This window comes from Enterobacter cancerogenus (assembly GCF_019047785.1).
GTDB lineage: Bacteria > Pseudomonadota > Gammaproteobacteria > Enterobacterales > Enterobacteriaceae > Enterobacter > Enterobacter cancerogenus.
In genome coordinates, this window is sequence record NZ_CP077290.1 from 3,237,269 (window position 1) to 3,263,079 (window position 25,811).

General features: G+C 57.4%; 18 protein-coding genes. 7 read left to right on the forward strand and 11 right to left on the reverse strand.

Annotation, left to right across the window (positions count from 1 at the left end; translation table 11 throughout):
- Positions 1-14: 14 nt before the first annotated feature.
- Positions 15-1,433 carry a glutamate synthase small subunit gene (locus tag I6L58_RS15335; protein ID WP_088208441.1) on the reverse strand — a complete coding sequence of 473 codons (1,419 nt, stop codon included), beginning with the start codon at positions 1,431-1,433 and terminating at the stop codon, positions 15-17.
- A 9-nt stretch (positions 1,434-1,442) separates the two neighbouring features.
- A complete protein-coding gene (gene gltB, locus I6L58_RS15340) occupies positions 1,443-5,903 on the reverse strand; it encodes a glutamate synthase large subunit (protein ID WP_088208442.1) in 4,461 nt (1,486 codons plus the stop codon).
- Positions 5,904-6,590: 687 nt separating this feature from the next.
- Here gltB and I6L58_RS15345 point away from each other — a divergent pair.
- Positions 6,591-7,532, forward strand: coding sequence for a TIGR01212 family radical SAM protein (locus tag I6L58_RS15345; RefSeq protein ID WP_140418810.1), 942 nt, complete (start codon positions 6,591-6,593; stop codon positions 7,530-7,532).
- Here I6L58_RS15345 and I6L58_RS15350 read toward each other — a convergent pair.
- Positions 7,512-9,014, reverse strand: a complete 1,503-nt coding sequence (locus I6L58_RS15350) for a helicase HerA-like C-terminal domain-containing protein (RefSeq protein ID WP_088208443.1) — start codon at positions 9,012-9,014, stop codon at positions 7,512-7,514. The genes I6L58_RS15345 and I6L58_RS15350 overlap by 21 nt on opposite strands.
- Positions 9,015-9,151: 137 nt before the next feature.
- Here I6L58_RS15350 and I6L58_RS15355 point away from each other — a divergent pair, with 137 nt between their 5' ends.
- Positions 9,152-10,792 (forward strand): glycerone kinase, encoded by a 1,641-nt coding sequence (locus I6L58_RS15355; RefSeq protein WP_088208444.1) that lies wholly within the window; start codon positions 9,152-9,154, stop codon positions 10,790-10,792.
- 88 nt (positions 10,793-10,880) lie between these two features.
- Here I6L58_RS15355 and ahr read toward each other — a convergent pair whose 3' ends face one another.
- The 5 genes from ahr to pepA all read right to left on the reverse strand — a co-directional run bounded on the left by ahr (position 10,881) and on the right by pepA (position 17,539).
- Positions 10,881-11,900: an NADPH-dependent aldehyde reductase Ahr gene (gene ahr, locus I6L58_RS15360; protein ID WP_006178803.1), complete on the reverse strand. Its 1,020-nt coding sequence runs from the start codon at positions 11,898-11,900 to the stop codon at positions 10,881-10,883.
- 83 nt (positions 11,901-11,983) lie between these two features.
- Positions 11,984-12,487 carry a GNAT family N-acetyltransferase gene (locus I6L58_RS15365; RefSeq protein ID WP_042322128.1) on the reverse strand — a complete coding sequence of 168 codons (504 nt, stop codon included), beginning with the start codon at positions 12,485-12,487 and terminating at the stop codon, positions 11,984-11,986.
- Between the two features lie 123 nt (positions 12,488-12,610).
- On the reverse strand, positions 12,611-15,466 hold the full coding sequence (locus I6L58_RS15370; protein ID WP_088208445.1) for a valine--tRNA ligase: 2,856 nt from the start codon (positions 15,464-15,466) through the stop codon (positions 12,611-12,613).
- Positions 15,466-15,909, reverse strand: coding sequence for a DNA polymerase III subunit chi (gene holC / locus I6L58_RS15375; protein WP_006178800.1), 444 nt, complete (start codon positions 15,907-15,909; stop codon positions 15,466-15,468). The genes I6L58_RS15370 and holC overlap by 1 nt, the downstream gene beginning before the upstream one ends.
- 118 nt (positions 15,910-16,027) lie before the next feature.
- On the reverse strand, positions 16,028-17,539 hold the full coding sequence (pepA, locus tag I6L58_RS15380) for a leucyl aminopeptidase (RefSeq protein ID WP_042322124.1): 1,512 nt from the start codon (positions 17,537-17,539) through the stop codon (positions 16,028-16,030).
- A gap of 265 nt (positions 17,540-17,804) precedes the next feature.
- Here pepA and lptF point away from each other — a divergent pair, with 265 nt between their 5' ends.
- The 5 genes from lptF to mtgA all read left to right on the forward strand — a co-directional run bounded on the left by lptF (position 17,805) and on the right by mtgA (position 24,068).
- Positions 17,805-18,905, forward strand: a complete 1,101-nt coding sequence (lptF, locus tag I6L58_RS15385; RefSeq protein WP_088208446.1) for an LPS export ABC transporter permease LptF — start codon at positions 17,805-17,807, stop codon at positions 18,903-18,905.
- Positions 18,905-19,987, forward strand: coding sequence for an LPS export ABC transporter permease LptG (gene lptG, locus I6L58_RS15390; RefSeq protein ID WP_006178796.1), 1,083 nt, complete (start codon positions 18,905-18,907; stop codon positions 19,985-19,987). Before lptF ends, lptG begins: the two co-directional genes overlap by 1 nt.
- Before the next feature lie 137 nt (positions 19,988-20,124).
- The gene (gene arcB / locus I6L58_RS15395; RefSeq protein WP_006178795.1) at positions 20,125-22,461 is read left to right on the forward strand and encodes an aerobic respiration two-component sensor histidine kinase ArcB; all 2,337 of its coding nucleotides are present in this window, start codon (positions 20,125-20,127) and stop codon (positions 22,459-22,461) included.
- Positions 22,462-22,692: 231 nt separating this feature from the next.
- Entirely contained in the window at positions 22,693-23,346 is a 654-nt protein-coding gene (elbB, locus tag I6L58_RS15400; protein WP_088208447.1) for an isoprenoid biosynthesis glyoxalase ElbB, read from the forward strand.
- Positions 23,343-24,068 carry a monofunctional biosynthetic peptidoglycan transglycosylase gene (gene mtgA, locus I6L58_RS15405; RefSeq protein WP_088208448.1) on the forward strand — a complete coding sequence of 242 codons (726 nt, stop codon included), beginning with the start codon at positions 23,343-23,345 and terminating at the stop codon, positions 24,066-24,068. The genes elbB and mtgA overlap by 4 nt, the downstream gene beginning before the upstream one ends.
- Before the next feature lie 39 nt (positions 24,069-24,107).
- On the opposite strand, the gene npr is transcribed toward mtgA, so the two are convergent.
- Genes npr through ptsN form a run of 3 tightly spaced genes read right to left on the reverse strand, consistent with a single transcriptional unit; the run spans position 24,108 to position 25,768 of the window.
- On the reverse strand, positions 24,108-24,380 hold the full coding sequence (gene npr / locus I6L58_RS15410; RefSeq protein WP_003861872.1) for a PTS phosphocarrier protein NPr: 273 nt from the start codon (positions 24,378-24,380) through the stop codon (positions 24,108-24,110).
- A complete protein-coding gene (rapZ, locus tag I6L58_RS15415; RefSeq protein ID WP_006178792.1) occupies positions 24,377-25,231 on the reverse strand; it encodes an RNase adapter RapZ in 855 nt (284 codons plus the stop codon). Before rapZ ends, npr begins: the two co-directional genes overlap by 4 nt.
- A gap of 45 nt (positions 25,232-25,276) precedes the next feature.
- Positions 25,277-25,768, reverse strand: coding sequence for a PTS IIA-like nitrogen regulatory protein PtsN (ptsN, locus tag I6L58_RS15420; RefSeq protein ID WP_006178791.1), 492 nt, complete (start codon positions 25,766-25,768; stop codon positions 25,277-25,279).
- Between the last annotated feature and the right edge of the window lie 43 nt (positions 25,769-25,811).

Consider the following 25,811-nt stretch of genomic DNA (forward strand, 5'->3'; position numbering starts at 1 on the left):
ATCCGGCTCGTCTTTTACACTTCCAGGTAGTTCAGGATCCCGTCAGCCGCTTTACGACCTTCGGCAATCGCTGTGACCACCAGGTCGGAACCGCGAACGATATCGCCACCGGCGAAGATTTTCGGGTTGCTGGTCTGGAAGGCATTGTCGCTGCCTTCCGGAGCAATCACGCGGCCCTGCGAATCCAGCTCAACGCTGTGTTTCGCCAGCCACTCCATGCTGTGTGGACGGAAGCCGAACGCCATCACCACCGCATCCGCCGGGATCACATGCTCGGAGCCCGCCACGATTTCTGCACGGCGACGGCCTTTCGCATCCGGCGCACCCATCTCGGTACGCGCCATTTTCACGCCGCTCACTCTGCCGTTGGCATTCACTTCCACGCCCAGAGGCTGGATGTTGAACTGGAACTCCACACCCTCTTCACGCGCGTTTTTCACTTCACGCTTAGAGCCGGGCATGTTCTCTTCGTCACGACGATAGGCACAGATAACGTGCGCCGCATTCTGACGAATGGAGGTTCGCACACAGTCCATGGCGGTATCACCGCCGCCCAGCACCACCACGCGTTTGCCTTCCATGCTGACGAACGGCTCGTCGGCCGTTTCGCCGTAACCCATGATCTGCTTCGTATTGGCAATCAGGAACGGCAGCGCATCATACACGCCAGGCGCATCTTCATTTTCCAGCCCGCCGCGCATGGACTGATACGTCCCTACGCCGAGGAACACGGCATCGTAATCCTTCAGCAGGTCGTCGAGTTGCACGTCGCGGCCCACTTCCACGTTCAGTTTGAACTCAATACCCATGCCGGTGAAGATTTCGCGGCGGCGGGTCATGACCTCTTTTTCCAGCTTGAAGGCCGGGATGCCGAACGTCAGCAGGCCGCCGATTTCTGGATGACGGTCGAAGACCACCGCTTTGACGCCGTTACGGGTCAACACGTCCGCACAGGCCAGGCCCGCCGGGCCTGCACCAATGATGGCTACGCGTTTGTCGGTTTGACGCACGCCGGTCATATCCGGACGCCAGCCCATTTCGAACGCTTTATCGTTGATATAGCGTTCGATGTTACCGATGGTCACCGCACCAAACTCGTCGTTCAGCGTACAGGAGCCTTCACACAGGCGGTCCTGCGGGCAGACGCGGCCACACACTTCCGGCAGGGTGTTGGTCTGGTGAGACAGCTCGGCGGCTTCAAAAATACGTCCTTCGTTGGCGAGCTTCAGCCAGTTTGGGATGTAGTTATGGACCGGGCATTTCCATTCGCAGTAAGGGTTACCGCAGGACAGGCAGCGGTCTGCCTGCGCTTTGGCCTGGCCTTCTGAAAACGGCTCATAGATTTCTACAAATTCAATTTTACGGATCTTCAGCGGTTTCTTTGGCGGATCAACGCGCTGCAGGTCGATAAACTGGTATACGTTCTGGCTCATTGCTACCCCTTACTGCGCCTGCACACGCAGCTCTGCTGCGCTACGACTACGGTGACCCAACAGTGCTTTCACATCGCTGGACTTCGGTTTAACCAGCGCGAATTTCGCAGAGAACGCTGGCCAGTTCGCCAGGATCTCTTCGCCGCGCGAAGAACCGGTATGCTGCACGTGTTCGGTAATCAAACCGCGCAGGTGTTCTTCGTGGATTGCCAGGGTATCAACGTCCAGCACTTCCACCAGTTCCGGGTTCACGCGTTTGCGGAACTCGCCGTCTTCGTCCAGGACGTAAGCAAACCCGCCCGTCATGCCTGCGCCGAAGTTAACGCCGGTTTTACCCATGACGCAAACAATCCCGCCCGTCATGTATTCACAGCCGTTATCGCCGATGCCTTCCACCACGGTGATGGCACCGGAGTTACGCACCGCAAAACGCTCACCTGCACGACCGGCTGCAAACAGACGACCGCCGGTTGCGCCGTACAGACAGGTGTTACCGATGATGCTGGCTTCGTGGCTGCGGAAGGCGGAGCCGACCGGCGGACGTACCGCCAGCAGACCGCCTGCCATGCCTTTGCCGACGTAGTCGTTGGCATCGCCGGTTAAGTACAGCTCAACGCCGCCCGCGTTCCACACGCCAAAGCTCTGACCCGCCGTGCCGCTGAAATGCGCGGTAATCGGATCGGATGCCAGACCCTGGTCGCCGTGCGTTTGCGCGATGTAGCCCGAGAGCGAGGCACCGACGGAACGGTCGGTGTTGCGGATATCAAACCAGAACGTTTTGCTCTGCTTATCATCCACATACGGCTTCGCCTGCTGCAACAGCTGCGCATTCAGCACGCCGTTGTCGAACGGCGGGTTTTTCTCGGTGCAGTAGACCGCTTTGCCAGGGTGCGGCTGCGCGGTTTCAAGCAGTTTGCCCAACGCCAGTTTCTGCTGTTTGGCAGTAAACCCTTCCAGCTCTTTCAGCAGGTCGGTACGGCCAATCAGATCCACCAGACGCTTCACGCCCAGCTGCGCCATCAGCTCGCGGGTCTCGCGGGCGATGAAATCAAAGTAGTTGGTCACTTTGAACGGCAGACCGTGATAGTGATTCTTACGCAGCTTCTCGTCCTGGGTTGCCACACCGGTTGCGCAGTTGTTGAGGTGGCAAATACGCAGGTATTTACAGCCCAGCGCCACCATCGGGCCGGTGCCGAAGCCAAAGCTTTCCGCACCCAGAATCGCTGCCTTGATGATGTCGAGGCCGGTTTTCAGACCCCCGTCCACCTGCAGGCGAATCTTGTGGCGCAGGCCGTTAGCCACCAGCGCCTGCTGGGTTTCCACCAGGCCCAGTTCCCACGGACAGCCCGCGTATTTCACAGAGGAGAGCGGGCTTGCGCCGGTACCGCCGTCGTAGCCGGCGATGGTGATCAGGTCTGCGTAGGCTTTTGCCACGCCGGTGGCGATGGTGCCGACGCCCGGTTCGGAAACCAGCTTCACGGAGATCATCGCCTTCGGGTTAACCTGTTTCAGGTCGAAAATCAGCTGCGCTAAGTCCTCGATAGAGTAGATATCGTGGTGCGGCGGTGGGGAGATCAGCGTCACGCCCGGCACCGAGTAGCGCAGTTTGGCGATGTACGGCGTGACTTTATCACCCGGCAACTGACCGCCTTCGCCCGGTTTAGCCCCCTGAGCGACTTTAATCTGAATCACGTCGGCGTTGACCAGGTACGCAGGCGTTACGCCAAAGCGACCGGATGCCACCTGCTTAATACGCGACACTTTATTGGTTCCGTAGCGGGCAGGATCTTCGCCGCCTTCGCCGGAGTTCGAGTTACCGCCGATGCTGTTCATGGCTTCCGCCAGGGCTTCATGGGCTTCCGGGCTGAGCGCGCCGATAGACATCGCCGCGGTATCGAAGCGTTTGAACAGCTCGGTTGCTGGCTCCACGTCGTCGATGCTAACCGCCTCGTCGCCCGGGTTAAGGGCAATAAGATCGCGCAGCGTCGCCGCCGGACGGTTATTCACCAGCTCAGCGTACTGCTGATAATCACGGTATTCACCGCTCTGCACCGCCTGCTGCAGCGTGCGCACAACGTCCGGGTTGTAGGCGTGGTATTCGCCACCGTGAACGTATTTCAGCAGGCCGCCCTGATCCAGCGGCTTACGTGCCAGCCAGGCGCGTTTCGACAGGTTCACCAGATCCTGCTGGAAATCAGCAAAACCGGCTCCGCCGATACGGCTGATCACGCCCTGGAAGCACAGGTTCGCCACATCGTCGTGCAGGCCAACCGCTTCAAACAGCTTCGAGCAACGGTAAGAGGCAATGGTCGAGATGCCCATTTTGGACATGATTTTGTACAGGCCTTTGTTGATGCCGTTACGGTAGTTCAGCATCACGGCGCGGTAGTCTTTGTCGATCGCGCGAGTATCCACCAGGCGTGCCAGCGTTTCGTAGGCCAGGTAAGGGTAGATGGCCGTCGCACCAAAGCCTAACAGCACGGCAAAGTGGTGCGGATCGCGGGCGCTTGCGGTTTCAACAATGATGTTGGCGTCGCAGCGCAGGCTCTTATCCACCAGACGCGTCTGGATCGCTCCTACGGCCATCGGCGCAGGCACAGGCAGACGGTTTTTGGCGATGTTGCGGTCAGAGAGCACCAGCAGAACGGTGCCGTTGCGCACCATCTGTTCGGCTTGATCACACAGCGCGTTCACCGTCTCTTCGAGGCTCGTTTCGGTCACGTCGAAAGTGATATCGAGCGTGTCGGCGCGATAGTGCTCCTCTTTCATGGTGGTCAACTGCTTGAAATCGGAGTAGAGCAGGATCGGCGATTTAAAGGTCAGACGGTGGGCCTGGCCTTCGGCTTCGCAGAAGACGTTCATCTCGCGACCGATGCTGGTGGCAAGCGACATGACGTGCGCTTCACGCAGCGGATCGATTGGCGGGTTGGTAACCTGCGCAAACTGCTGGCGGAAGTAATCGTAAATGATGCGCGGCTGGCTGGAGAGCACGGCAAATGGGGTGTCATCGCCCATTGAGCCGACCGCTTCCTGGCCGTTTTCACCGAGCACGCGGATCACCGAGTCCAGCTCTTCCGCGCTGTAGTTAAACTGTTTCTGGAAGCTCGCGAGGGTGTCGTCGTCCATCTCGCGGCTGCCCACTTCGTCGTCGGACAGGTCTTCGAACGGCACCAGACGGCGGACGTTTTTCTCCATCCACTCTTTGTACGGGTGGCGGCTTTTCAGGTCGTTATCGGTTTCGGCGGAGTGCAAAATACGCCCGCCACGGGTATCGATAACCATCAGTTCGCCCGGGCCAACGCGGCCTTTCTCGACCACTTCGTCAGGCTGGTAATCCCAGATACCGACTTCAGACGCGCAGGTGATGAGCTTATCTTTGGTGATAACGTAGCGCGCCGGACGCAGGCCGTTACGGTCCAGGTTACAGGCGGCAAAGCGGCCATCGGACATGACGATGCCCGCCGGGCCGTCCCACGGCTCCATGTGCATGGAGTTAAAGTCAAAGAACGCGCGCAGCTCCGGATCCATATCCGGGTTGTTCTGCCAGGCCGGTGGCACGAGCAGACGCATGGCGCGAACGATGTCCATCCCGCCTGCCAGCAGCAGCTCAAGCATGTTATCCATGGAGCTGGAGTCCGAGCCGGTTTCGTTCACGAACGGTGCGGCGTCGTGCAGATCGGGGATCAGCGGCGTCTGGAATTTATAGGTACGGGCGCGCGCCCACTGGCGGTTACCGGTGATGGTGTTGATCTCGCCGTTGTGTGCCAGATAGCGGAACGGCTGAGCCAGCGGCCAGCGTGGAACGGTGTTGGTGGAGAAGCGCTGGTGGAACAGGCAAATGGCCGATTCCAGACGCAGGTCCGCCAGGTCCAGGTAGAAGCGTGGCAGGTCAGCCGGCATACACAGACCTTTATAGATGTTCACCAGGTTGGAGAGGCTACAGACGTAGAACTCTTTATCGTCCTGGAGACGTTTTTCAATGCGGCGGCGAGCGATAAATAGACGGCGTTCCATATCACGTGGACGCCAGCCCGCAGGCGCGTTGACAAAAATTTGTTCAATGCGAGGCAGCGAGGAGAGGGCAATTTCACCGAGCACCCCTTCATTGGTTGGCACATCGCGCCAGCCGACAATCGACAGGGTTTCGCGCTGAAGTTCTTCTTCAACGATGCGGCGTGAGGCGGCTGCTTTTTCAGGATCCTGATTCAGGAACAGCATGCCGACAGCGTAGTTTTTGGCTAAACGCCAGCCGCGCTCTTCCGCCACGATACGGAAGAAACGATCCGGTTTTTGCAGCAGCAGACCGCAACCGTCGCCGGTTTTACCATCGGCAAGGATGGCACCACGGTGCTGCATACGGGCCAGTGCGTGAATGGCAGTACGCACTACCTTGTGGCTAGGTTCGCCTTCTATGTGGGCGATCAGGCCGAAACCACAGTTATCCTTCTCAAGGGATTTATCGTACAACATATCAGTGAACCTCCCCAGGCTCGTCGGGCTTCTCTCTGAACGTTACCGTGGCGCACAGGCACAGAAAGAGCATGGCGACGGGGATTGCGTTTCATACGCGCACCTCGCATTCGCCCTCTTTTTCATCCTTTCGCGCAGGTAAACAAGTTTGAGGACTTGCTTCAGAGGGAATCTCAATTACTGCATAAATATGATGAGCAGATTGCTCATCCAGAAAGCTTCCAGCGGATTTCCAACTTATCGGGAATTGGTACACAGGTCAAATGGCAATCTTATTTATACAAAAATGTGCTAAGAGGTAGATAACTTTCTGTTTAAAAAGATAATTTATCTATTTTTACAACCACGCTTTGCTCCGGGAAGCGCGCAGGGAGTGTGATCTGACTCACTATATGAAAGCGTTATTATCCCCGCAGCGTGCTGAATAGCCGTTTTAAAGCAGAATAATCATCTGGGCTGGGGTGCAAACCCGCATAAAGTCACTGTTTTTACGCGTTGGCGCTATAAATGAAAAAAACCATCAGAACATAAGGAAAAGTAATTACGGTTTGTTTGAATGAAACTGCAGTTATAGTGATTATTTATTCATAGGGGTAAAGGCCGTCCAGAGCGATTGATCCAGGTCATCGCCGACAGAGGCTAAAAATGGCAGGCTTGTCCCCTTTCTCCGGGACGGTCTATCAGATTATGCAGTTACAGAAATTAGTCAATATGTTTGGTGGGGATCTTTCGCAGCGTTACGGGCAAAAGGTTCATAAGCTGACGCTGCACGGCGGTTTTAGCTGCCCGAATCGCGACGGAACCATCGGGCGTGGTGGCTGCACGTTCTGTAACGTGGCCTCGTTTGCCGACGAAGCCCAGCAGCACAAATCCATTGCCGAACAGCTTGCGCATCAGGCAAGCCGGGTAAACCGCGCGAAGCAATATCTGGCCTATTTTCAGGCGTATACCAGCACATGGGCGGAGGTGCAGGTGCTGCGCGGGATGTATCAGCAGGCGGTCAGTCAGGCCAACATTGTGGGGCTGTGTGTGGGCACACGCCCGGATTGCGTCCCGGACGCGGTGCTGGATTTGCTCAGCGAGTATAAAGAACAGGGTTACGAGATCTGGCTTGAGCTGGGATTGCAGACCGCGCACGATAAAACCCTGCATCGCATCAACCGTGGACACGATTTTGCCTGCTATCAGCGCACCACCCGTCTGGCGCGCGAGCGTGGGCTAAAAGTTTGCTCGCATCTGATTGTCGGCTTGCCGGGGGAAGGGCAGCAGCACGGGCTTGAGACGCTTGAAAAAGTGGTCGAAACCGGCGTTGACGGCATCAAGCTGCATCCACTGCATATTGTGAAAGGCAGCATTATGGCGAAAGCCTGGGAAGCAGGCCGCCTGAACGGTATCGAACTTGAAGACTATACGGTGACCGCCGGGGAGATGATTCGCCATACGCCGCCGGAAATTGTCTACCATCGCATTTCCGCCAGCGCCCGCCGTCCAACGCTGCTGGCACCGCTGTGGTGCGAGAACCGCTGGACGGGGATGGTGGAAATCGACCGCTTCCTGCAAGAGCACGGTGTACAGGGTTCTGCCCTGGGGAGACCGTGGGTTCCCCGCCTACCGACGACGGCCGCCTAACAGGCTTCCCAGCATGCCGCGGATGATCTGATTGGTGACCTGACGCGCTGCGCTTTTCGCCATCGTCTGCACCACGCCGTCGCGCTTGCCGCCGCGCGGCCCGGTGGTACCAAACAGAATGTCCTTCAGGCCGCCCAGGATCCCGTCGTCCACGGCCACGGACTGGCCTTTGGCGGGCGGCGCGCCCTGCGATTCTGCCGTTGCCTGTACCCCTTTTTGCAGCATTTCGAACGCGGACTCCCGATCCACCTCATCTTCGTATTTGCCGTAGAGGGGGGAATGGTTAATCAGGCCGTTACGCTCATCATCGGTGACCGGTCCCATACGCGAGCACGGGGCGATAACCATGGCACGCTCGACCACCGACGGGCTACCCTTCGCGTCCAGGAAGGAAATCAATGCCTCACCGGTGCCCAACGCCTGAATAGCCGCTTCGGTATCAAAAGCCGGATTGGCGCGCATGGTTTGCGCGGCGGCTTTGACCGCCTTCTGATCCTTCGGCGTAAAGGCGCGTAAGGCATGCTGTACGCGGTTGCCGAGTTGCCCCAGAACATTGTCCGGGATGTCCGACGGGTTTTGCGAAACAAACCAGACGCCGACGCCTTTTGAACGGATCAGGCGGATCACCTGCTCAATTTTATCCAGCAACACCTGCGGCGCATCGTTGAACAGCAGGTGCGCTTCGTCAAAGAAGAACACCAGCTTCGGTTTATCAAGGTCGCCTGCCTCAGGCAGTTGCTCATAAAGTTCAGAGAGCATCCACAGCAGGCTGGCGGCATAGAGCTTCGGCATCTGATAGAGCTTTTCTGAACTCAGTATGTTGATGATGCCTTTGCCCTGACTGTCGGTACGCATCCAGTCTTTAATATCCAGCATCGGCTCACCGAAGAAATGCTCGGCGCCCTGTTGCTCCAGCGTCAGCAAACCGCGCTGGATGGCTCCCACCGAGGCGCTGCTGATATTGCCGTACTGGTTCTGGAAGGATTTGGCGTTATCGCCGATATACTGGGTGATGGCGCGCAGATCTTTGAAATCAAGCAGCAGCAGCCCCTGATCGTCCGCAATGCGGAAGATAATATTCAGGACGCCGGTTTGCACCTCGTTAAGATCGAGAAGACGCGCCAGCAGCAACGGACCGAGATCGGAGACGGTGGCGCGCACCGGATGCCCCTTCTCACCGAAAATGTCCCATACCACGACCGGGTTGCTGTGCGGGGTCCAGTCAGTGATGCCAATATTTTTCAGACGTTCGAGCAGCTTTTCTGAAGCCGTCCCTTCCTGAGCCACCCCGGTGAGATCGCCTTTCACATCGGCCATAAATACCGGTACGCCCGCCTCTGAAAGCGACTCTGCCAGCTTCTGCAGGGTAACGGTTTTTCCCGTCCCGGTCGCGCCGGTGATCAGACCGTGTCGGTTGGTCATAGCGGGGAGTAAAAACAGCTCTTTTTCCAGCGTCCGGGCGATTAGCAGCGGTGTACTCATGATTCACATCCTCTCATTTTCATGAGTGGAGTATAGGCAACCCGACGGCAAATTGTCTGCGCAAATTCCTGACTTTGCGGCGCATTATCCAGCGCAGACTATGCTTTTTCATACGTTAAACAAAATTTTGGGAAGCTATGTCCAGATTCTTTTTTAATGACCGCAAACAGCTGGTCAACGACGCTATTGAAGGCATACTGCTTTCGGCTCCGCACGCTAACCTCGTCAAACTGGATATCGATCCGGCTATTCGCGTAGTGGCTCGCGGCGACTGGGACAAAAGCCGCGTGGCGGTGATCTCCGGTGGAGGCTCAGGCCATGAACCGGCACACGCCGGGTTTGTCGGCAAGGGGATGTTAACGGCGGCAGTGTGCGGCGACGTGTTTGCTTCGCCGAGCGTGGATGCCGTGCTGAATGCCATTGTGGCGGTGACGGGTGAGCAGGGCTGTTTGCTGATCGTAAAAAACTATACCGGTGACAGGCTGAACTTTGGCCTGGCGGCGGAGAAAGCGAAACGCTACGGGCTGAACGTTGAGATGGTCATTGTGGCGGACGATATCGCCCTGCCGGATAACAAACAGCCGCGCGGCATTGCGGGTACGGTGCTGGTGCATAAAATTGCGGGCTATGCGGCGGAGCAGGGCAAACCGCTGAGTGAAGTCCGGGAGATTGCGCAGCAGGCCTGCGATAACCTCTGGAGCCTGGGTGTGGCGATGCAAACCTGCAACCTGCCGGGCAGCGATGATGATGAAGAGGGGCGCATTAAGCAAGGCCATGTGGAGCTGGGGCTGGGTATTCACGGTGAGCCGGGGGCGTCCGTTGTCGACACGCAAAACAGCAAAGCGATTATCGAGATGCTGGTGACGCCGCTTATCGCGAAGGCGGGCGAGGGGCGCTTTGCGGTGCTCATTAACAACCTTGGCGGCGTCTCGGCGCTGGAGATGGCGCAATTAACCAAAGAGCTGGCGCATTCAGCCCTTAAAGAAAACATCGACTGTCTGATTGGCCCCGCGCCGCTGGTGAGTGCGCTGGATATGAAGGGATTTTCGCTGACGCTGCTCAAGCTCAACGATCTGTTCGAAAAAGCGCTGCATGCCGACGTTGAAACGCTCGGTTGGCAGAAACCGGTGGCGTTTGCGCCAGTGCGTACCGTTGCGCACAGCGCCCTTCACGATCGCGTGGAATATACCCCGTCAGCGAACCCGCAGGTCGGAAAGGCTGTCTCCTCGGTCACGAGCACGCTGATCCAGCTGGAGAACCACCTCAATGCGCTGGATGCAAAAGTGGGCGACGGTGATACCGGCTCCACCTTTGCGCAGGGCGCCCGGGATATTGCGCAACGTCTGGAAGAGAACACACTTCCGCTGAACGACCTGCCGACCCTGCTCTCGCTGGTGGGCGAGCGCCTTGCCACGGTGATGGGCGGATCGAGCGGCGTATTGATGTCGATCTTCTTTACCGCTGCCGGGCAGAAGCTGGATGAAGGCCAGGCATTACCGGAAGCGCTGCTGAGCGGCCTGGGGCAGATGAAGCAGTACGGTGGTGCGGATCTGGGCGATCGCACCCTGATCGACGCGCTGCAACCGGCGCTGGAGGCGTTGCTGAAAGGCGATCTTCAGGCCGTGGCGCAGGCCGCACAGCAGGGCGCGGAGGCAACGGCCAAAATGGCGAAAGCCGGCGCGGGGCGCTCGTCGTATGTTAATCAAGAGAATCTGGATGGCGTGATGGACCCGGGAGCGGTAGCGGTGGCGGAGGTGTTTAAAGCCCTGGCGCAGTAGCGAAAAAGCCCGGTGGCGCGACGCTTACCGGGCCTACAAAACCGGGTGTAGGCCGGGTAGGGCGATGCCGCCACCCGGCCTGTTTACATTAAAAATCCGCTTTCAATACCACGCGGTAGCGGGCTTTGCCGTCGCGCACGTGCTGAATGGCTTCGTTGATTTTCGACATCGGATACAGCTCGGTGGTTGGCGCCACTTTAGTGCGTCCGGCAAACTTCATCAGCTTGCGCAGTTCAAAAGGCGTACCGGTGGCGGAGCCTGAAACGCTGCGATCGCCGCCAATCAGCGTAAACGCAGGGACAGGTAACGGCTTCATCACCGCGCCAACGGTGTGGAAGTTGCCGCCGTAGGCCAGCGCTTCAAAGTACGGCTGCCAGTCGAGATCGACGTTGACGGTGTTAATGATCAGATCAAACTGGCCCGCCAGCGCGTTCAGCGCCTGCGGATCGCGGCTGTTTACGACTTTATCCGCGCCCATTGCCAGCACTTCTTGCTCTTTTGACGGGTTAGAGCTGAACGCCGTCACTTCGCAGCCCATGGCGTGCAGCAGCTTGATGGCGATATGGCCCAGACCGCCGATACCAATCACGCCCACGCGGCTGGTGGCGGTGATGTGGTGCATCAGCAGCGGTTTAAATACCGTAATACCGCCGCACAGCAGCGGGCCTGCGGATTCGATATCAATGCTGTCCGGCAGCGGGATCACCCATTGCCAGTCGGCGCGCAGTTTATCGGCGAAACCGCCTCTGTTCACGATGGTTGGCACGGCGCCTTCAAGGCAGTTGATCTGGTTGCCGCTGATACAGGCATCACAGTGACCGCAGCTGCGTGCGGTCCAGCCGATGCCAACACGCTGGCCAACCTTCAGCCCTTTATCCTGCGCGGCGGTACCGAGCGCGACCACGCGGCCAATCACTTCGTGACCGGCGACCAGCGGATACTGCGAGAAGCCCCATTCGTTGTCGATCATGGAGAGATCCGAGTGGCAGATCCCGCAATAATCCACCTGTACCTCGACGTCTTCAGCTTTCAGTTCGCCCGCATCGTACTCGTACAGTTCAAGTTCTGCACCCGCTTGCGGTGCGGCGTAGCTTTTTATCTTCGACATCGTGTTTCCCCCGTTATGGTGTGAACTGAGAGTGTAGAGCATTCAGTTTACAGCCGCTTAACAGAAGGCGGCAGGAACGGGAATTACAGACTTTTCAGCATTCTGACTTCGCAATCAACGTGGCCGGTGCAGCCCAGCGGCGCATCGATATGCTCGAAGCCCAGATGTTCATACAGGCCAATGGCCTCTTTGAGGAACGCGGTGGTTTCAAGATAACAGCGGGTGAAGCCTTCTGCGCGGGCGTGTTCAAGCGCAACCAGCGCCAGCTTTTTCGCCAGCCCCTGGCCGCGAATGGTGGGCAGAAAGTACATCTTCTGCAGCTCACAGATATCCGGCTCGCTGCAGGTCAAAGGCGCCACGCCGCCACCGCCCACGACTTTGCCTGCCTGCTCAATGATCCAGTAGGCGTGGCCCGGCTGGCTGTAAAGCTGGAACAGTTCGTCAAGATTGGGGTCGGCTACGGTGTAGCCTTTATCGGCCGTAAGGCCATATTCGGCGGAAACGGTGCGGATAACGGCGGCGATAGCCGGGTTGTCCTGTTCAGTGATACGACGCATCGTCGTCGCGACGGGGGCAATCACGCTCATAGCATTACTCATGACAAAAATTGACACACAGGTGCTGTTAATAGCACTGGAGCAAGGGGAGTGCAAGCGAGGAGTTTTCAGGAAGGAAACCCCTTACGCCCTGAAGCGTAAGGGGTAAAAGCATTACAGGGCTGCAATAACCGCCTGCTGCTCAATCAGTTTGGTCTTCGCATCTGCGAAAGCAACCAGACGCTCACGCTCTTTAGCGATGACCGCTTCCGGCGCGCGGGCGACAAAGCCTTCGTTCGCCAGTTTGCTTTCGATTTTGCCGATTTCCACGTCGACTTTTGCCACTTCCTTCGCCAGACGCGCCAGCTCGGCGTCTTTGTCGATAAGACCCGCCATCGGGATCAGCAGCTCCGCACCGTCGATGATTTTGGTCACAGAAACCGGACCTTTGTCATCGGCAGGCAGCACGGTGATGCTTTCCAGACGCGCCATGGTTTTCAGGAAGGTGCTGTTTTCGTTCACGCGACGAACGGCAGCCTCGCTGCAGCCGCGTAGCAGCAGTTCCAGCGGTTTGCTCGGGGCGATGTTCATTTCTGCACGAACGTTACGCACGGCAACAATCGCCTGCTTCAGCCATTCGGTATCGGCAGCGGCGGCTTCATCAACGCGCGCAGCATCGAATTCCGGGAACGGCTGCAGCATGATGGTGTCGGCATCAATGCCTGCAATCAGCTTCACGCGCTGCCAGATGGTTTCGGTAATGAACGGGATGACCGGATGCGCCAGGCGCAGCAGTCCTTCCAGTACGGTGATCAGCGTGTTGCGCGTGCCGCGCAGCTCGGCTTCGGATCCACCGTTCATCACCGGCTTCGCCAGCTCCAGATACCAGTCACAGAACTGGTTCCAGGTGAATTCGTACAGGATGCCTGCCGCGATGTCGAAGCGGTAGCTGTCCAGCGCCTCACGGAAGGCTTTCACCGTCTGGTTGAATTCCGCCAGGATCCAGCGGTCAGCCAACGACAGCGTCATTTCGCCGCCGTTAAAGCCGCAATCCTGATCTTCGGTATTCATTAGCACGAAACGGCTGGCGTTCCACAGTTTGTTACAGAAGTTGCGATAACCTTCCAGACGCTTCATGTCCCAGTTGATGTCGCGGCCGGTAGAGGCCAGCGCCGCCAGGGTGAAACGCAGTGCATCGGTACCGTGAGACTCAATCCCGTTCGGGAACTGCTTCTCGGTGCGCTTGCGGATCTTCTCGGCCAGTTGCGGCTGCATCATGTTGCCGGTACGTTTTTCCAGCAGCTCTTCCAGCGAAATACCGTCGACCATATCCAGCGGGTCGATAACGTTACCCTTGGATTTGGACATCTTCTGGCCTTCGTCGTCACGGATGAGGCCGGTCATGTAGACGGTATGGAACGGAACCTGCGGCTTGCCGTTTTCATCTTTGATGAAGTGCATGGTCATCATGATCATGCGGGCGATCCAGAAGAAGATGATGTCGAAGCCGGATACCATCACGCTGGTTGGGTGGAACTGACGCAGCGCGTCGGTATTTTCCGGCCAGCCGAGGGTAGAGAAGGTCCAGAGCGCGGAGGAGAACCAGGTATCCAGCACGTCTTCGTCCTGACGCAGGGCAACGTCAGCGCCCAGGTTGTTTTCCTGACGCACTTCGTCTTCGGTGCGGCCAACGTAGACGTTGCCGTCGTTGTCATACCACGCCGGAATACGGTGGCCCCACCACAGCTGACGGGAGATACACCAGTCCTGAATGTCACGCATCCAGGAGAAGTACATGTTTTCGTACTGCTTCGGCACGAACTGAATGTCGCCATTCTCAACCGCCTCAACGGCCGGTTTCGCCAGCACGTCGGCACGCACGTACCACTGGTCGGTCAGCATAGGTTCGATTACCACGCCGCCACGGTCGCCGTACGGCACGGTCAGATCGTGAGGCTTGATCTCTTCCAGCAGGCCCAGCGCGTCAACGGCAGCGACGATGGCTTTACGCGCGGCAAAACGCTCCAGCTTCTGGAACTCGGCCGGGATATCGCTTGAGTAAACGTCAGACTCTTCGCCTTTCGTGTCAAAGACCTGCGCGCTTTCGCGGATGTCACCGTCGAAGGTCAGGATGTTGATCATCGGCAGGGCGTGACGACGGCCCACTTCGTAGTCGTTGAAGTCGTGCGCCGGGGTGATTTTCACGCAGCCGGTGCCTTTTTCCATGTCGGCGTGTTCGTCGCCCACAATCGGAATACGGCGGTTAACCAGCGGCAGGACCACGAATTTACCGATCAGATCTTTGTAACGTGGATCTTCCGGGTTAACGGCCACGCCGGTATCGCCCAGCAGGGTTTCCGGACGGGTGGTAGCGACCACCAGGTAATCTTTACCGTCTGCGGTTTTTGCGCCGTCGGCCAGCGGATAGCGGATGTGCCACATCGAGCCTTTTGACTCGCGGTTTTCCACTTCCAGGTCAGAGATGGCGGTGCGCAGTTTCGGGTCCCAGTTCACCAGGCGTTTGCCACGGTAAATCAGGTCCTCTTTATACAGACGGACAAACACTTCTTTCACGGCGTTGGAGAGGCCTTCGTCCATGGTGAAGCGCTCGCGCTCCCAGTCCACGGAGTTGCCGAGACGACGCATCTGGCGGGTAATGGTGCCGCCGGATTCTGCCTTCCACTGCCAGATTTTGTCGATGAACGCGTCGCGACCGTAGTCGTGGCGGGTTTTACCTTCTTCAGCGGCAATTTTACGTTCAACCACCATCTGGGTCGCGATACCCGCGTGGTCAGTCCCCGCCTGCCACAGGGTGTTTTTACCCTGCATGCGCTGGTAGCGGATCATGGTGTCCATGATGGTTTGCTGGAAAGCATGACCCATATGCAAACTGCCGGTGACGTTCGGCGGCGGGATCATGATGCAGAAGGACTCTTTGCTTTCATCGCCGTTAGGCTTGAAATAGCCCTGCTGTTCCCAGTGCTCGTAAAGCGGCTGTTCGATATCGCGTGGGTTATATGTCTTTTCCATTATTTCCAGGTTGCCGTATTCAGGTTAAAACCGGCCAGGCGGTACGCTTTATAGCGTTCGCGCGCCAGTTGTTTCAAAGATTCTTCGTGAGGGACAAAGTCTACCACTTCTGTGAAAGCGGTGGCAAAATCTGCAAAGTCTATCCGCAGGCTGATAAGAATATCGCGCGCGCTGCTGTTGCGCTTTTGCGGCCAGGCAATTTCAACCGGCGCACCGCCGCGTGGCCCTTCACCCGATAAGTTATGCGGGACAAAACTTTCCGGCGGGCGTGCCCACAGCGCTTCATCAAGGCGAATCGCCTGCTGCTCATCTTCACAGGCAATCAACACGCGTTTGCCTGCGCGCCAACGTTCTGCGGCAATGTCACACACCAGTTGTTCTACGGCGCTGAGGCCGTCCTGTTGTGTGTCATTGTCCAGAAGGTAGAACGTTGCATTCTTCATATATGGGGCTTCTTGTCGTGGATTTAAATGCAAAGCCGGGTGGCGCTACGCTTACCCGGCCTACGGTTGAGCGACGTTGTAGGCCGGGTAAGGCGAAGCCGCCACCCGGCGTTTAACATCACTCGTCGCCGTTAAAACCCGCGCGGTTCAGCAGGAACTGCGACAGCAGCGCGACCGGACGACCGGTTGCGCCTTTGGCCTTACCGGAGCGCCACGCGGTGCCTGCGATATCCAGGTGCGCCCAGTTGTACTTGCGGGTGAAGCGTGACAGGAAACAGCCTGCGGTAATCGCTCCGCCAGGACGGCCGCCAATGTTCGCCATATCGGCAAAGTTGGATTCCAGCTGATCCTGGAACTCGTCGGCCAGTGGCAGTCGCCATGCGCGGTCGCCAGCCTGCTCGGACGCCCCGATCAGCTCGTGCGCCAACGGGTTATGGTTCGACATCAGGCCGGTGATGTGGTGGCCCAGCGCGATGACGCAGGCACCGGTCAGGGTTGCCACGTCGATAACCGCCTCAGGTTCGAAGCGTTCCACATAGGTCAGCACGTCGCACAGCACCAGACGGCCTTCGGCGTCGGTGTTTAGCACTTCAACGGTCTGGCCGGACATGGTGGTCAGCACGTCACCCGGACGATAGGCGCGGCCACCAGGCATGTTTTCACAGCCTGCCAGTACGCCGATAACGTTAATCGGGAGCTGGAGCTCGGCGACCATTCGCATGACGCCGTATACCGCTGCCGCGCCGCACATATCGTACTTCATCTCGTCCATGCCTTCGGCAGGCTTGATGGAGATACCGCCGGAGTCAAAGGTCAGGCCTTTACCCACCAGCACCACAGGACGCGCGTCCTCGGACGGGTTGCCTTTATATTCGATGACCGACATCAGGGACTCATTCTGGGAGCCGTTACCGACCGCCAGATATGAATGCATGCCCAGCTCTTTCATCTGCTGCTCGCCGATGACGCGGGTAATAACGTTTTTACTGTAAGCATCAGCCAGCTGGCGAGCCTGAGAGGCGAGATATGCAGCGTTGCAGATGTTTGGCGGCATATTACCCAGATCTTTTGCGGCTTTGATCCCGGCGGCAATTGCCAGACCGTGCTGGATAGCGCGCTCGCCGCTGGTCAGCTCGCGGCGGGTAGGGACGTTAAAGACCATTTTACGCAGCGGGCGACGCGGCTCGCTTTTGTTGGTCTTCAGCTGATCAAAGCTGTAGAGGCTCTCTTTTGCGGTCTCGACGGCCTGGCGTACTTTCCAGTAGGTGTTGCGGCCTTTAACGTGCAGTTCGGTCAGGAAGCAAACGGCTTCCATCGAGCCGGTATCATTCAGCGTATTTATCGTTTTTTGAATGACCTGCTTATACTGACGCTCATCCAGCTCGCGTTCTTTACCGCAGCCAATCAGCAGAATACGTTCAGACAGTACGTTCGGAACATGGTGCAGCAACAGCGTCTGCCCAGGTTTGCCTTCCAGTTCGCCACGGCGCAGCAGGGCGCTGATATAGCCGTCACTGATCTTATCGAGTTGTTCGGCGATGGGGGAGAGTCGGCGTGGTTCAAAGACGCCCACAACGATGCAGGCACTCCGCTGTTTCTCCGGGCTACCGCTTTTTACACTGAACTCCATGCACTACGCTCCTGAATCTTAAAGACAACGACGGCTGCTACGGATAGAATTGAAACCTTTCGTAACTCATGTCCGCGGTTGTGGTGACTTCGTGTTAATCTTACGTTACTACGGTTTCGACACGTCATGTAATGAGCTGTATCGCGATTCCGCCGGGTTTTTTAATCTTAGCGATGATTTCGACGACTCAAGAGAATAAATGACGTTTAAGCCATGAAACAAGCTAAATTCCTGCAAAAGACGAGTTTTTACGGGCGTATTTAAAGTGATAATCATAAGATATCTGGTGCGGGAGACGCTGAAGAGCCAACTGGCGATCCTCTTTATCCTTCTTCTGATCTTTTTCTGTCAGAAGCTGGTCAAGATCCTCGGCGCGGCGGTTGACGGCGAAATCCCAACGAATCTGGTGCTTTCCCTGCTGGGGTTAGGCGTGCCGGAAATGGCGCAGCTGATCCTGCCGTTAAGCCTTTTCCTCGGCCTGCTGATGACGCTCGGTAAGCTCTATACCGAAAGTGAAATTACGGTGATGCACGCCTGCGGCTTGAGTAAAGCCGTGCTGGTTAAGGCAGCCATGGTGCTGGCACTGTTCACCGGTATTATTGCTGCCGTGAATGTGATGTGGGCGGGGCCCGCCTCCTCCCGGCATCAGGATGAGGTGCTGGCCGAAGCGAAAGCCAACCCGGGACTCGCCGCGTTAGCGCAAGGGCAGTTCCAGCAGGCCAGCGACGGCAACTCTGTGCTGTTTATCGAAAGCGTGAATGGCAACCGGTTTAACGATGTCTTCCTTGCTCAGCTGCGCCCAAAAGGTAACGCTCGCCCCTCCGTGGTGGTGGCGGACTCAGGCCAACTGTCGCAGCGTAAAGATGGCTCTCAGGTCGTGACGCTCAATAAAGGCACACGTTTTGAAGGCACGGCGATGCTGCGCGACTTCCGCATTACCGATTTCCAGAACTATCAGGCGATTGTCGGTCATCAGACCGTTGCGCTCGACCCCACTGATACCGAACAGATGAACATGCGTACCCTGATCGCCACAGACAGCGACCGCGCGCGCGCTGAGCTGCACTGGCGTATCACTCTGGTCTTCACGGTGTTTATGATGGCGCTGATGGTGGTGCCACTGAGCGTGGTGAACCCACGTCAGGGGCGCGTGCTCTCCATGCTGCCCGCCATGCTGCTCTACCTGGTGTTCTTCCTGTTACAAACCTCGATTAAGTCTAACGGTGGCAAAGGTAAGATCGATCCGGCCATCTGGACTTGGGTGGTCAATGGTCTGTATCTGTTGTTGGCAGTGGGGCTTAACTTATGGGATACGGTGCCTGTGCGCAGGATCCGCGCCCGTTTTACGCGTAAAGGAGCCATCTAATGCAGGCATTTGGCGTTCTTGATCGCTATATCGGTAGAACGATTTTTACCACCATCATGATGACGCTTTTCATGCTGGTGTCGCTCTCGGGCATTATCAAATTTGTCGATCAGCTGAAAAAAGCCGGCCAGGGCAACTATGACGCGATGGGCGCGGGGATGTATACCTTGCTCAGCGTGCCAAAAGACGTGCAGATCTTCTTCCCGATGGCGGCCCTGCTGGGGGCGCTACTGGGGCTGGGGATGCTGGCACAGCGCAGCGAGCTGGTCGTGATGCAGGCGTCAGGCTTCACCCGTATGCAGGTTGCGCTGTCGGTAATGAAAACCGCGATTCCGCTGGTGCTGCTGACCATGGCGATTGGCGAATGGGTCGCGCCGCAGGGCGAACAGATGGCGCGTAACTATCGTGCGCAGGCCATGTACGGCGGCTCGCTGCTTTCAACGCAGCAGGGGCTGTGGGCGAAAGACGGCAACAACTTCGTCTATATCGAACGTGTGAAAGGTGACGACGAGCTGGGCGGGGTGAGCATTTATGCGTTCAACAACGAGCGCCGCCTGCAGTCGGTTCGTCACGCCTCGTCTGCGAAGTTCGACGCTGAGCACAAACAGTGGCGTCTTTCGCAGGTGGATGAATCAAACCTGACCGATCCGAAGCAAATCACCGGTACGCAGACGGTCACTGGCACCTGGAAAACCGACCTGACGCCGGACAAGCTGGGCGTGGTGGCGCTTGATCCTGATGCGCTCTCCATCAGCGGCCTGCATAACTACGTCAAGTACCTGAAGTCGAGTGGCCAGGATGCCGGGCGCTATCAGCTCAACATGTGGAGCAAAATCTTCCAGCCGCTGTCGGTGGCGGTAATGATGCTGATGGCCTTGTCGTTTATCTTCGGCCCGCTGCGTAGCGTGCCGATGGGCGTGCGCGTGGTCACCGGGATCAGCTTTGGCTTCGTGTTCTACGTGCTTGACCAGATCTTTGGTCCGCTGACGCTGGTTTACGGCATCCCGCCCATTATCGGTGCGTTGCTGCCAAGCGCCAGCTTCTTGCTGATCAGTCTCTGGATGTTGCTAAGACGCTCCTGATAACGCGGCTTTCTCGCTCCCGGATCCCCGGGAGCGAGGCTAATCTCCTGTTTCACCCCGCACTTTTTCTCACAACCTTCCACGCCTCGCCGCGAATTTGAGTATTATTGAGCGATAACGTCGTGAAGGGATCCTCTATGAAGCAAATTCGAATGCTGGCCCAGTATTACGTCGATCTGATGATGAAGCTCGGGCTGGTGCGTTTCTCCATGCTGCTGGCTTTGGCACTGGTCGTCCTGGCAATTGTGGTGCAAATGGCCGTGACCATGGTTCTGCATGGCCAGGTCGAGAGCATCGACGTCATCCGCTCCATTTTCTTTGGCCTGTTAATTACGCCGTGGGCGGTCTATTTCCTCTCTGTGGTGGTGGAACAACTGGAGGAGTCTCGCCAGCGCCTGTCAAAGCTGGTTGATAAGCTGGAGGAGATGCGCGAGCGCGATCTTAAGCTCAACGTCCAGCTCAAAGACAATATCGCCCAGTTAAATCAGGAAATTACTGACCGCGAGAAGGCCGAAGCCGAGCGTCAGACCACGCTTGAGCAGCTCAAAATTGAGATGAAGGAGCGCGAAGTCACGCAGATCCAGCTCGAGCAGCAATCCTCTTTCCTGCGCTCTTTCCTTGATGCCTCGCCAGATCTGGTGTTCTACCGAAACGAAGATAAAGAGTTCTCCGGCTGTAACCGCGCGATGGAGCTGCTGACCGGGAAAAGCGAAAAACAGCTGGTAAACCTGAAGCCGCAGGATGTTTACTCCGAAGAGGCGGCCGCCAAGGTGATGGAGACCGACGAAAAGGTGTTCCGCCACAACGTCTCACTGACCTACGAACAGTGGCTAGACTACCCGGACGGGCGTAAGGCCTGCTTTGAGATCCGCAAGGTGCCGTACTACGACCGCGTGGGTAAACGTCACGGTCTGATGGGCTTTGGCCGCGATATCACCGAGCGTAAGCGCTATCAGGACGCACTGGAACGCGCCAGCCGCGATAAGACCACCTTTATCTCCACCATCAGCCACGAGCTGCGTACGCCGCTCAACGGTATTGTGGGGCTGAGCCGTATCTTGCTCGACACCGACCTGACCGCTGAGCAGGAAAAATACCTTAAAACGATCCACGTTTCGGCGGTTACGCTGGGCAATATATTCAACGATATTATCGACATGGATAAGATGGAGCGCCGCAAGGTGCAGCTCGATAACCAGCCGGTAGACTTCACCGGCTTCCTGGCAGACCTGGAAAACCTCTCCGGCCTTCAGGCGCAGCAAAAAGGGCTGAGCTTCGTGATGGAGCCAACCCTGCCGCTGCCGCACAAAGTGGTGACGGACGGCACACGCCTGCGGCAGATCCTGTGGAACCTCATCAGCAACGCGGTGAAATTTACCCCGCACGGGGGCCGGGTCGCGGTGCGTATTCGCAATGAAGAAGGGGATATGCTGCGCTTTGAGGTAGAAGACTCGGGGATCGGCATCCCGCAGGAGGAGCAGGATAAAATCTTTGCTATGTATTATCAGGTCAAAGACAGCCAGGGCGGCAAGCCCGCGACGGGTACCGGCATTGGTCTGGCCGTCTCAAAACGTCTGGCGAAGAGCATGGGAGGAGATATCACCGTCTCCAGCCAGCCGGGTAAAGGCTCGACCTTCACCCTGACGGTCCATGCCCCAGCGGTGGCCGAAGAGGTTGAAGACACGTTTGAAAGTGACGATATGCCGCTGCCGGCACTGCACGTTCTGCTGGTGGAAGACATCGAGCTGAACGTGATTGTCGCCCGCTCGGTGCTGGAGAAACTCGGTAACAGCGTGGACGTCGCCATGACCGGTAAAGCCGCGCTGGAGATGTTCACACCGGGGGAATATGACCTCGTTCTGCTGGATATCCAGTTGCCGGACATGACCGGCCTGGATATCTCCCGCGAGCTGACCCGCACCTATGCGGCGGAAGATCTGCCGCCGCTGGTTGCGCTGACGGCGAACGTGCTGAAGGATAAAAAAGAGTACCTCGATGCCGGTATGGATGATGTGCTCAGCAAGCCGCTGGCGGTGCCTGCCCTGACCGCCATGATCAAGAAGTTCTGGGATACCCGAGATGAAGAGGAGAGCACCATGACGTCTGTTGATAGCGCGAAAGCCCAAACGATACTGGATACTGCCATGCTGGAGCAGTATATCGATTTGGTCGGACCTAAGCTGATTACCGATGGCCTGGCCATATTTGAGAAAATGATGCCGGGCTATCTGAGCGTGCTCGAGTCCAACCTGACCGCGCGGGATCAAAAAGGCATTGTCGAGGAAGGGCATAAAATCAAAGGTGCCGCCGGTTCGGTCGGCCTGCGCCATCTGCAGCAGCTTGGCCAGCAGATCCAGTCGCCGGATCTTCCTGCCTGGGAAGATAATGTGGCTGAATGGGTTGAAGAGATGAAACAGGAGTGGCAAAACGATGTGGCGGTGCTGAAAGCCTGGGTGGACGCCAGAAAAAAATGACCCCGGCTTAACCGGGGTGCGCGAATACTGCGCCAACACCAGGGAAATCGTGGCTGCGCCGGATTTTTTGTGTTGTTTTCGCATGGACGCCGCCTGAATATTTAGGCCGCACGCAGATAAGATAGCAAATCTTAAATGATTTGTTACATGAATCAGTGAAATGTGTGAAGCATAGCGTTTTAATCAAAATTATTAATGTGCTTCAGTACGTTGCAAAGAAGGATCCTCAAGATGAAAAAAATAGGTGTCGTGCTGAGTGGCTGCGGTGTTTACGACGGGTCGGAGATCCATGAAGCGGTATTAACCCTTCTGGCGCTCTCCCGCCAGGGCGCGGAGGTGGTCTGCTTCGCGCCGGATAAAAGCCAGGCGGATGTGATCAATCATCTCACCGGCGAACCGATGGCGGAAAGCCGTAACGTGCTGATTGAAGCGGCGCGCATCGCCCGCGGGGATATTCATCCGCTGGGGCAGGCAGACGCGGCACAGCTCGACGCGTTAATCGTGCCGGGAGGCTTTGGTGCGGCCAAAAATCTCAGCACCTTTGCTGCCCAGGGGGCGGAGTGCCATGTCGATCCCGATTTACGCTCCCTCGCCAGGGCAATGCATGCGGCGGGTAAACCGCTGGGCTTTATCTGTATTGCGCCCGCGATGCTGCCGAAAATCTTTGATTTCCCGCTGCGTCTGACCATCGGGACCGATATCGATACGGCCGACCTTATTGAAGAGATGGGGGGCGAACATGTTCCTTGCCCGGTGGACGACATCGTGGTCGATGAAGAGAACAAGATTATCACCACGCCCGCGTACATGCTGGCGCAGAGTATCGCTGAGGCCGCCACGGGCATTGATAAGCTGGTGGACCGGGTGCTGGTTCTGAGCGAATGAAGCGCAAATGGGGAGCAGGCGCATGGGTGAAACGCATCCTGATGCGCATCGTGGTGGTGCTGGCGGTATTCTGGGGCGGCGGGATTGCCCTGTTCAGCATCGTACCGGTGCCTTTCTCCGCCGTCATGGTCGAACGGCAGCTGAGTGCCTGGCTCACCGGGGATTTTGGCTACGTTGCACACGCTGACTGGGTGAGCACGGAGTCGATTTCGCCGTGGATGGGGCTGGCGGTGATGGCGGCAGAAGATCAGAAATTCCCGGAGCACTGGGGTTTTGACGTGGCGGCGATCGAAAAGGCGCTTGCTCATAACGAACGCCATGAGAACCGGGTGCGCGGCGCATCGACGATATCGCAGCAAACCGCGAAAAATCTCTTTTTGTGGGATGGCCGTAGTTGGGTGAGAAAAGGGCTGGAGGCCGGGCTGACGCTGGGCATTGAAACGGTCTGGAGCAAAAAGCGCATTTTGACCGTCTATCTCAATATCGCAGAATTCGGTGACGGCGTGTTTGGCGTGGAGGCCGCTTCACAACGTTATTTCAATAAGCCCGCAAGCCGGTTAAGTATGTCTGAAGCGGCGCTGCTGGCTGCCGTCCTGCCGAATCCGATCCGCTTTAAAGCAAACGCGCCGACAGGGTATGTGCGCAGCCGTCAGGCGTGGATCATGCGTCAGATGCGCCAGCTGGGTGGGGAAGGGTTTATGGAGCGTAACAAGCTGATGTAGGGCGGGGCAGCATCGCGCCACCCGCCTTTGCGCTGAGGGTTAGTCTTCGTCAAACCCGGCGTTAAACAGGGCAATCACCGCGGCCAGCGCTTCCTCTTCCTGTGGACCGGTGGCCTCCACCTCGATCTGACGACCTTTGGCAGAATCCAGCATCAGCAACGCAATTACGCTGTTGGCTTCTGCCTCGGTCCCCTCATCGTTGCGCAGCAGCACCTCTGCGTCAAAGCCCTGCATCAGTTCAAACAGCTTCATCGCCGGACGGGCGTGCATACCCAGCTTATTGGTGATCTCAACGGTCTGTTTTACGGTCATGTTTTACGTTTTTCCAGCGTGCGATGACGGGACTGAACGTTCTTGCCGCGTGAGCGGAAGTAATCGGCCAGCTGCTCGGCAATATAAACCGAGCGATGTTTACCGCCGGTACAGCCAATCGCCACCGTCAGGTAGCTACGGTTGTTGGTCTCCAGCATAGGTAACCATAGCTCAAGGTAGCTTCGCGTCTGGTAGATAAAATTGTGAACTTCTGTGTGTCTGTCGAGGAACGCCGCGACGGGCTTATCCAGACCGGTCATAGGACGCAGTTTGGGATCCCAGTGGGGGTTCGGCAGGAAGCGCACGTCGAAGACATAATCCGCATCGATCGGAATACCGTGCTTAAAGCCGAAGGATTCGAACACCATTGTCAGTTCACGCTCGCGTTTTCCCAGTAGACGGGTACGCAGCATCTCTGCCAGCTCGTGGACGGACATTTCGGAGGTGTCGACAATCAGGTCGGCGCGGGAACGCAGCGGCTCCAGCAGGTCGCTCTCCTGATCGATGGCGCTTTCCAGTGAGAGGTTTTTACTGGAGAGCGGGTGCAAACGACGCGTGTCGCTGTAGCGACGGATCAGCGTGTTACGGTCGGCGTCAAGGAACAGCAGCTGAGGCGAGAAAGCCTCCGGCAGGTTGCTCATCGCCTGCTCAAACACTTCCGGCGACTCTGGCATGTTGCGGACGTCGATACTCACTGCCGCCGAGATCTGCCTGTCCGCGAGCGTTTGAGCCAGCTCGGGCAAGAGCACCACCGGCAGGTTATCTACGCAGTAAAAGCCCATATCTTCCAGCGCGCGCAGGGCGACGGATTTCCCCGACCCTGAACGACCGCTGACGATCATCAACACCATGTTCCGTTTCTCCTCAGGGCAACAGATGTGAAGGCCATCTCCCGGTTATGCATCATCCTGATTGCCTTCTGCTTCAGTGATAATTTGATACAGCTCCTCATCACTTTGGGCTGAGCGCAGTCGACGGCAAATGGTTTTATCGGCCAGTCGCTTAGCAACCAGTGACAGCGTATGCAGATGGGTTTTCGTCTGATCGGCAGGCACCAGCAGGGCGAAGAGGAGATCGACCGGCTGATTATCAATGGCATCGAACGCGATGGGCGTTTCGAGCTGCACAAACACGCCGACGGCACGCAGGGTGTCTTCTTCCAGCTTGCCGTGCGGGATCGCGATGCCGTTGCCGATACCGGTACTGCCCATTTTTTCACGGGTCAGAATCGCTTCAAATACCAGCTGCGGCGGCAGGCCCAACTGCTTTGCGGCCAGCTCACTGATAATCTCCAGCGCACGTTTCTTGCTCTGGCAGTGAACGCCACTGCGGGTACATTCCTGGTTCAGGACATTGCTCAATTGAAGAGCGGAATCGTTGTTCATCATAATTTCACCTAAGCGCTAACTGTACAAACGGCCTGTTGTGTTT

Bases quoted from the DNA above. Each gene is read 5' to 3' on its own strand.
- arcB (WP_006178795.1), top strand. From the start codon at position 20,125: ATGAAGCAAATTCGAATGCTGGCCCAGTATTACGTCGATCTGATGATG.
- ahr (WP_006178803.1), bottom strand. From the start codon at position 11,900: ATGTCGAAGATAAAAAGCTACGCCGCACCGCAAGCGGGTGCAGAACTT.
- I6L58_RS15335 (WP_088208441.1), bottom strand. From the start codon at position 1,433: ATGAGCCAGAACGTATACCAGTTTATCGACCTGCAGCGCGTTGATCCG.
- gltB (WP_088208442.1), bottom strand. From the start codon at position 5,903: ATGTTGTACGATAAATCCCTTGAGAAGGATAACTGTGGTTTCGGCCTG.
- pepA (WP_042322124.1), bottom strand. From the start codon at position 17,539: ATGGAGTTCAGTGTAAAAAGCGGTAGCCCGGAGAAACAGCGGAGTGCC.
- ptsN (WP_006178791.1), bottom strand. From the start codon at position 25,768: ATGATGAACAACGATTCCGCTCTTCAATTGAGCAATGTCCTGAACCAG.
- lptG (WP_006178796.1), top strand. From the start codon at position 18,905: ATGCAGGCATTTGGCGTTCTTGATCGCTATATCGGTAGAACGATTTTT.
- rapZ (WP_006178792.1), bottom strand. From the start codon at position 25,231: ATGGTGTTGATGATCGTCAGCGGTCGTTCAGGGTCGGGGAAATCCGTC.
- holC (WP_006178800.1), bottom strand. From the start codon at position 15,909: ATGAAGAATGCAACGTTCTACCTTCTGGACAATGACACACAACAGGAC.
- npr (WP_003861872.1), bottom strand. From the start codon at position 24,380: ATGACCGTAAAACAGACCGTTGAGATCACCAATAAGCTGGGTATGCAC.
- I6L58_RS15365 (WP_042322128.1), bottom strand. From the start codon at position 12,487: ATGAGCGTGATTGCCCCCGTCGCGACGACGATGCGTCGTATCACTGAA.
- I6L58_RS15350 (WP_088208443.1), bottom strand. From the start codon at position 9,014: ATGAGTACACCGCTGCTAATCGCCCGGACGCTGGAAAAAGAGCTGTTT.
- mtgA (WP_088208448.1), top strand. From the start codon at position 23,343: ATGAAGCGCAAATGGGGAGCAGGCGCATGGGTGAAACGCATCCTGATG.
- elbB (WP_088208447.1), top strand. From the start codon at position 22,693: ATGAAAAAAATAGGTGTCGTGCTGAGTGGCTGCGGTGTTTACGACGGG.
- I6L58_RS15370 (WP_088208445.1), bottom strand. From the start codon at position 15,466: ATGGAAAAGACATATAACCCACGCGATATCGAACAGCCGCTTTACGAG.
- I6L58_RS15355 (WP_088208444.1), top strand. From the start codon at position 9,152: ATGTCCAGATTCTTTTTTAATGACCGCAAACAGCTGGTCAACGACGCT.
- I6L58_RS15345 (WP_140418810.1), top strand. From the start codon at position 6,591: ATGCAGTTACAGAAATTAGTCAATATGTTTGGTGGGGATCTTTCGCAG.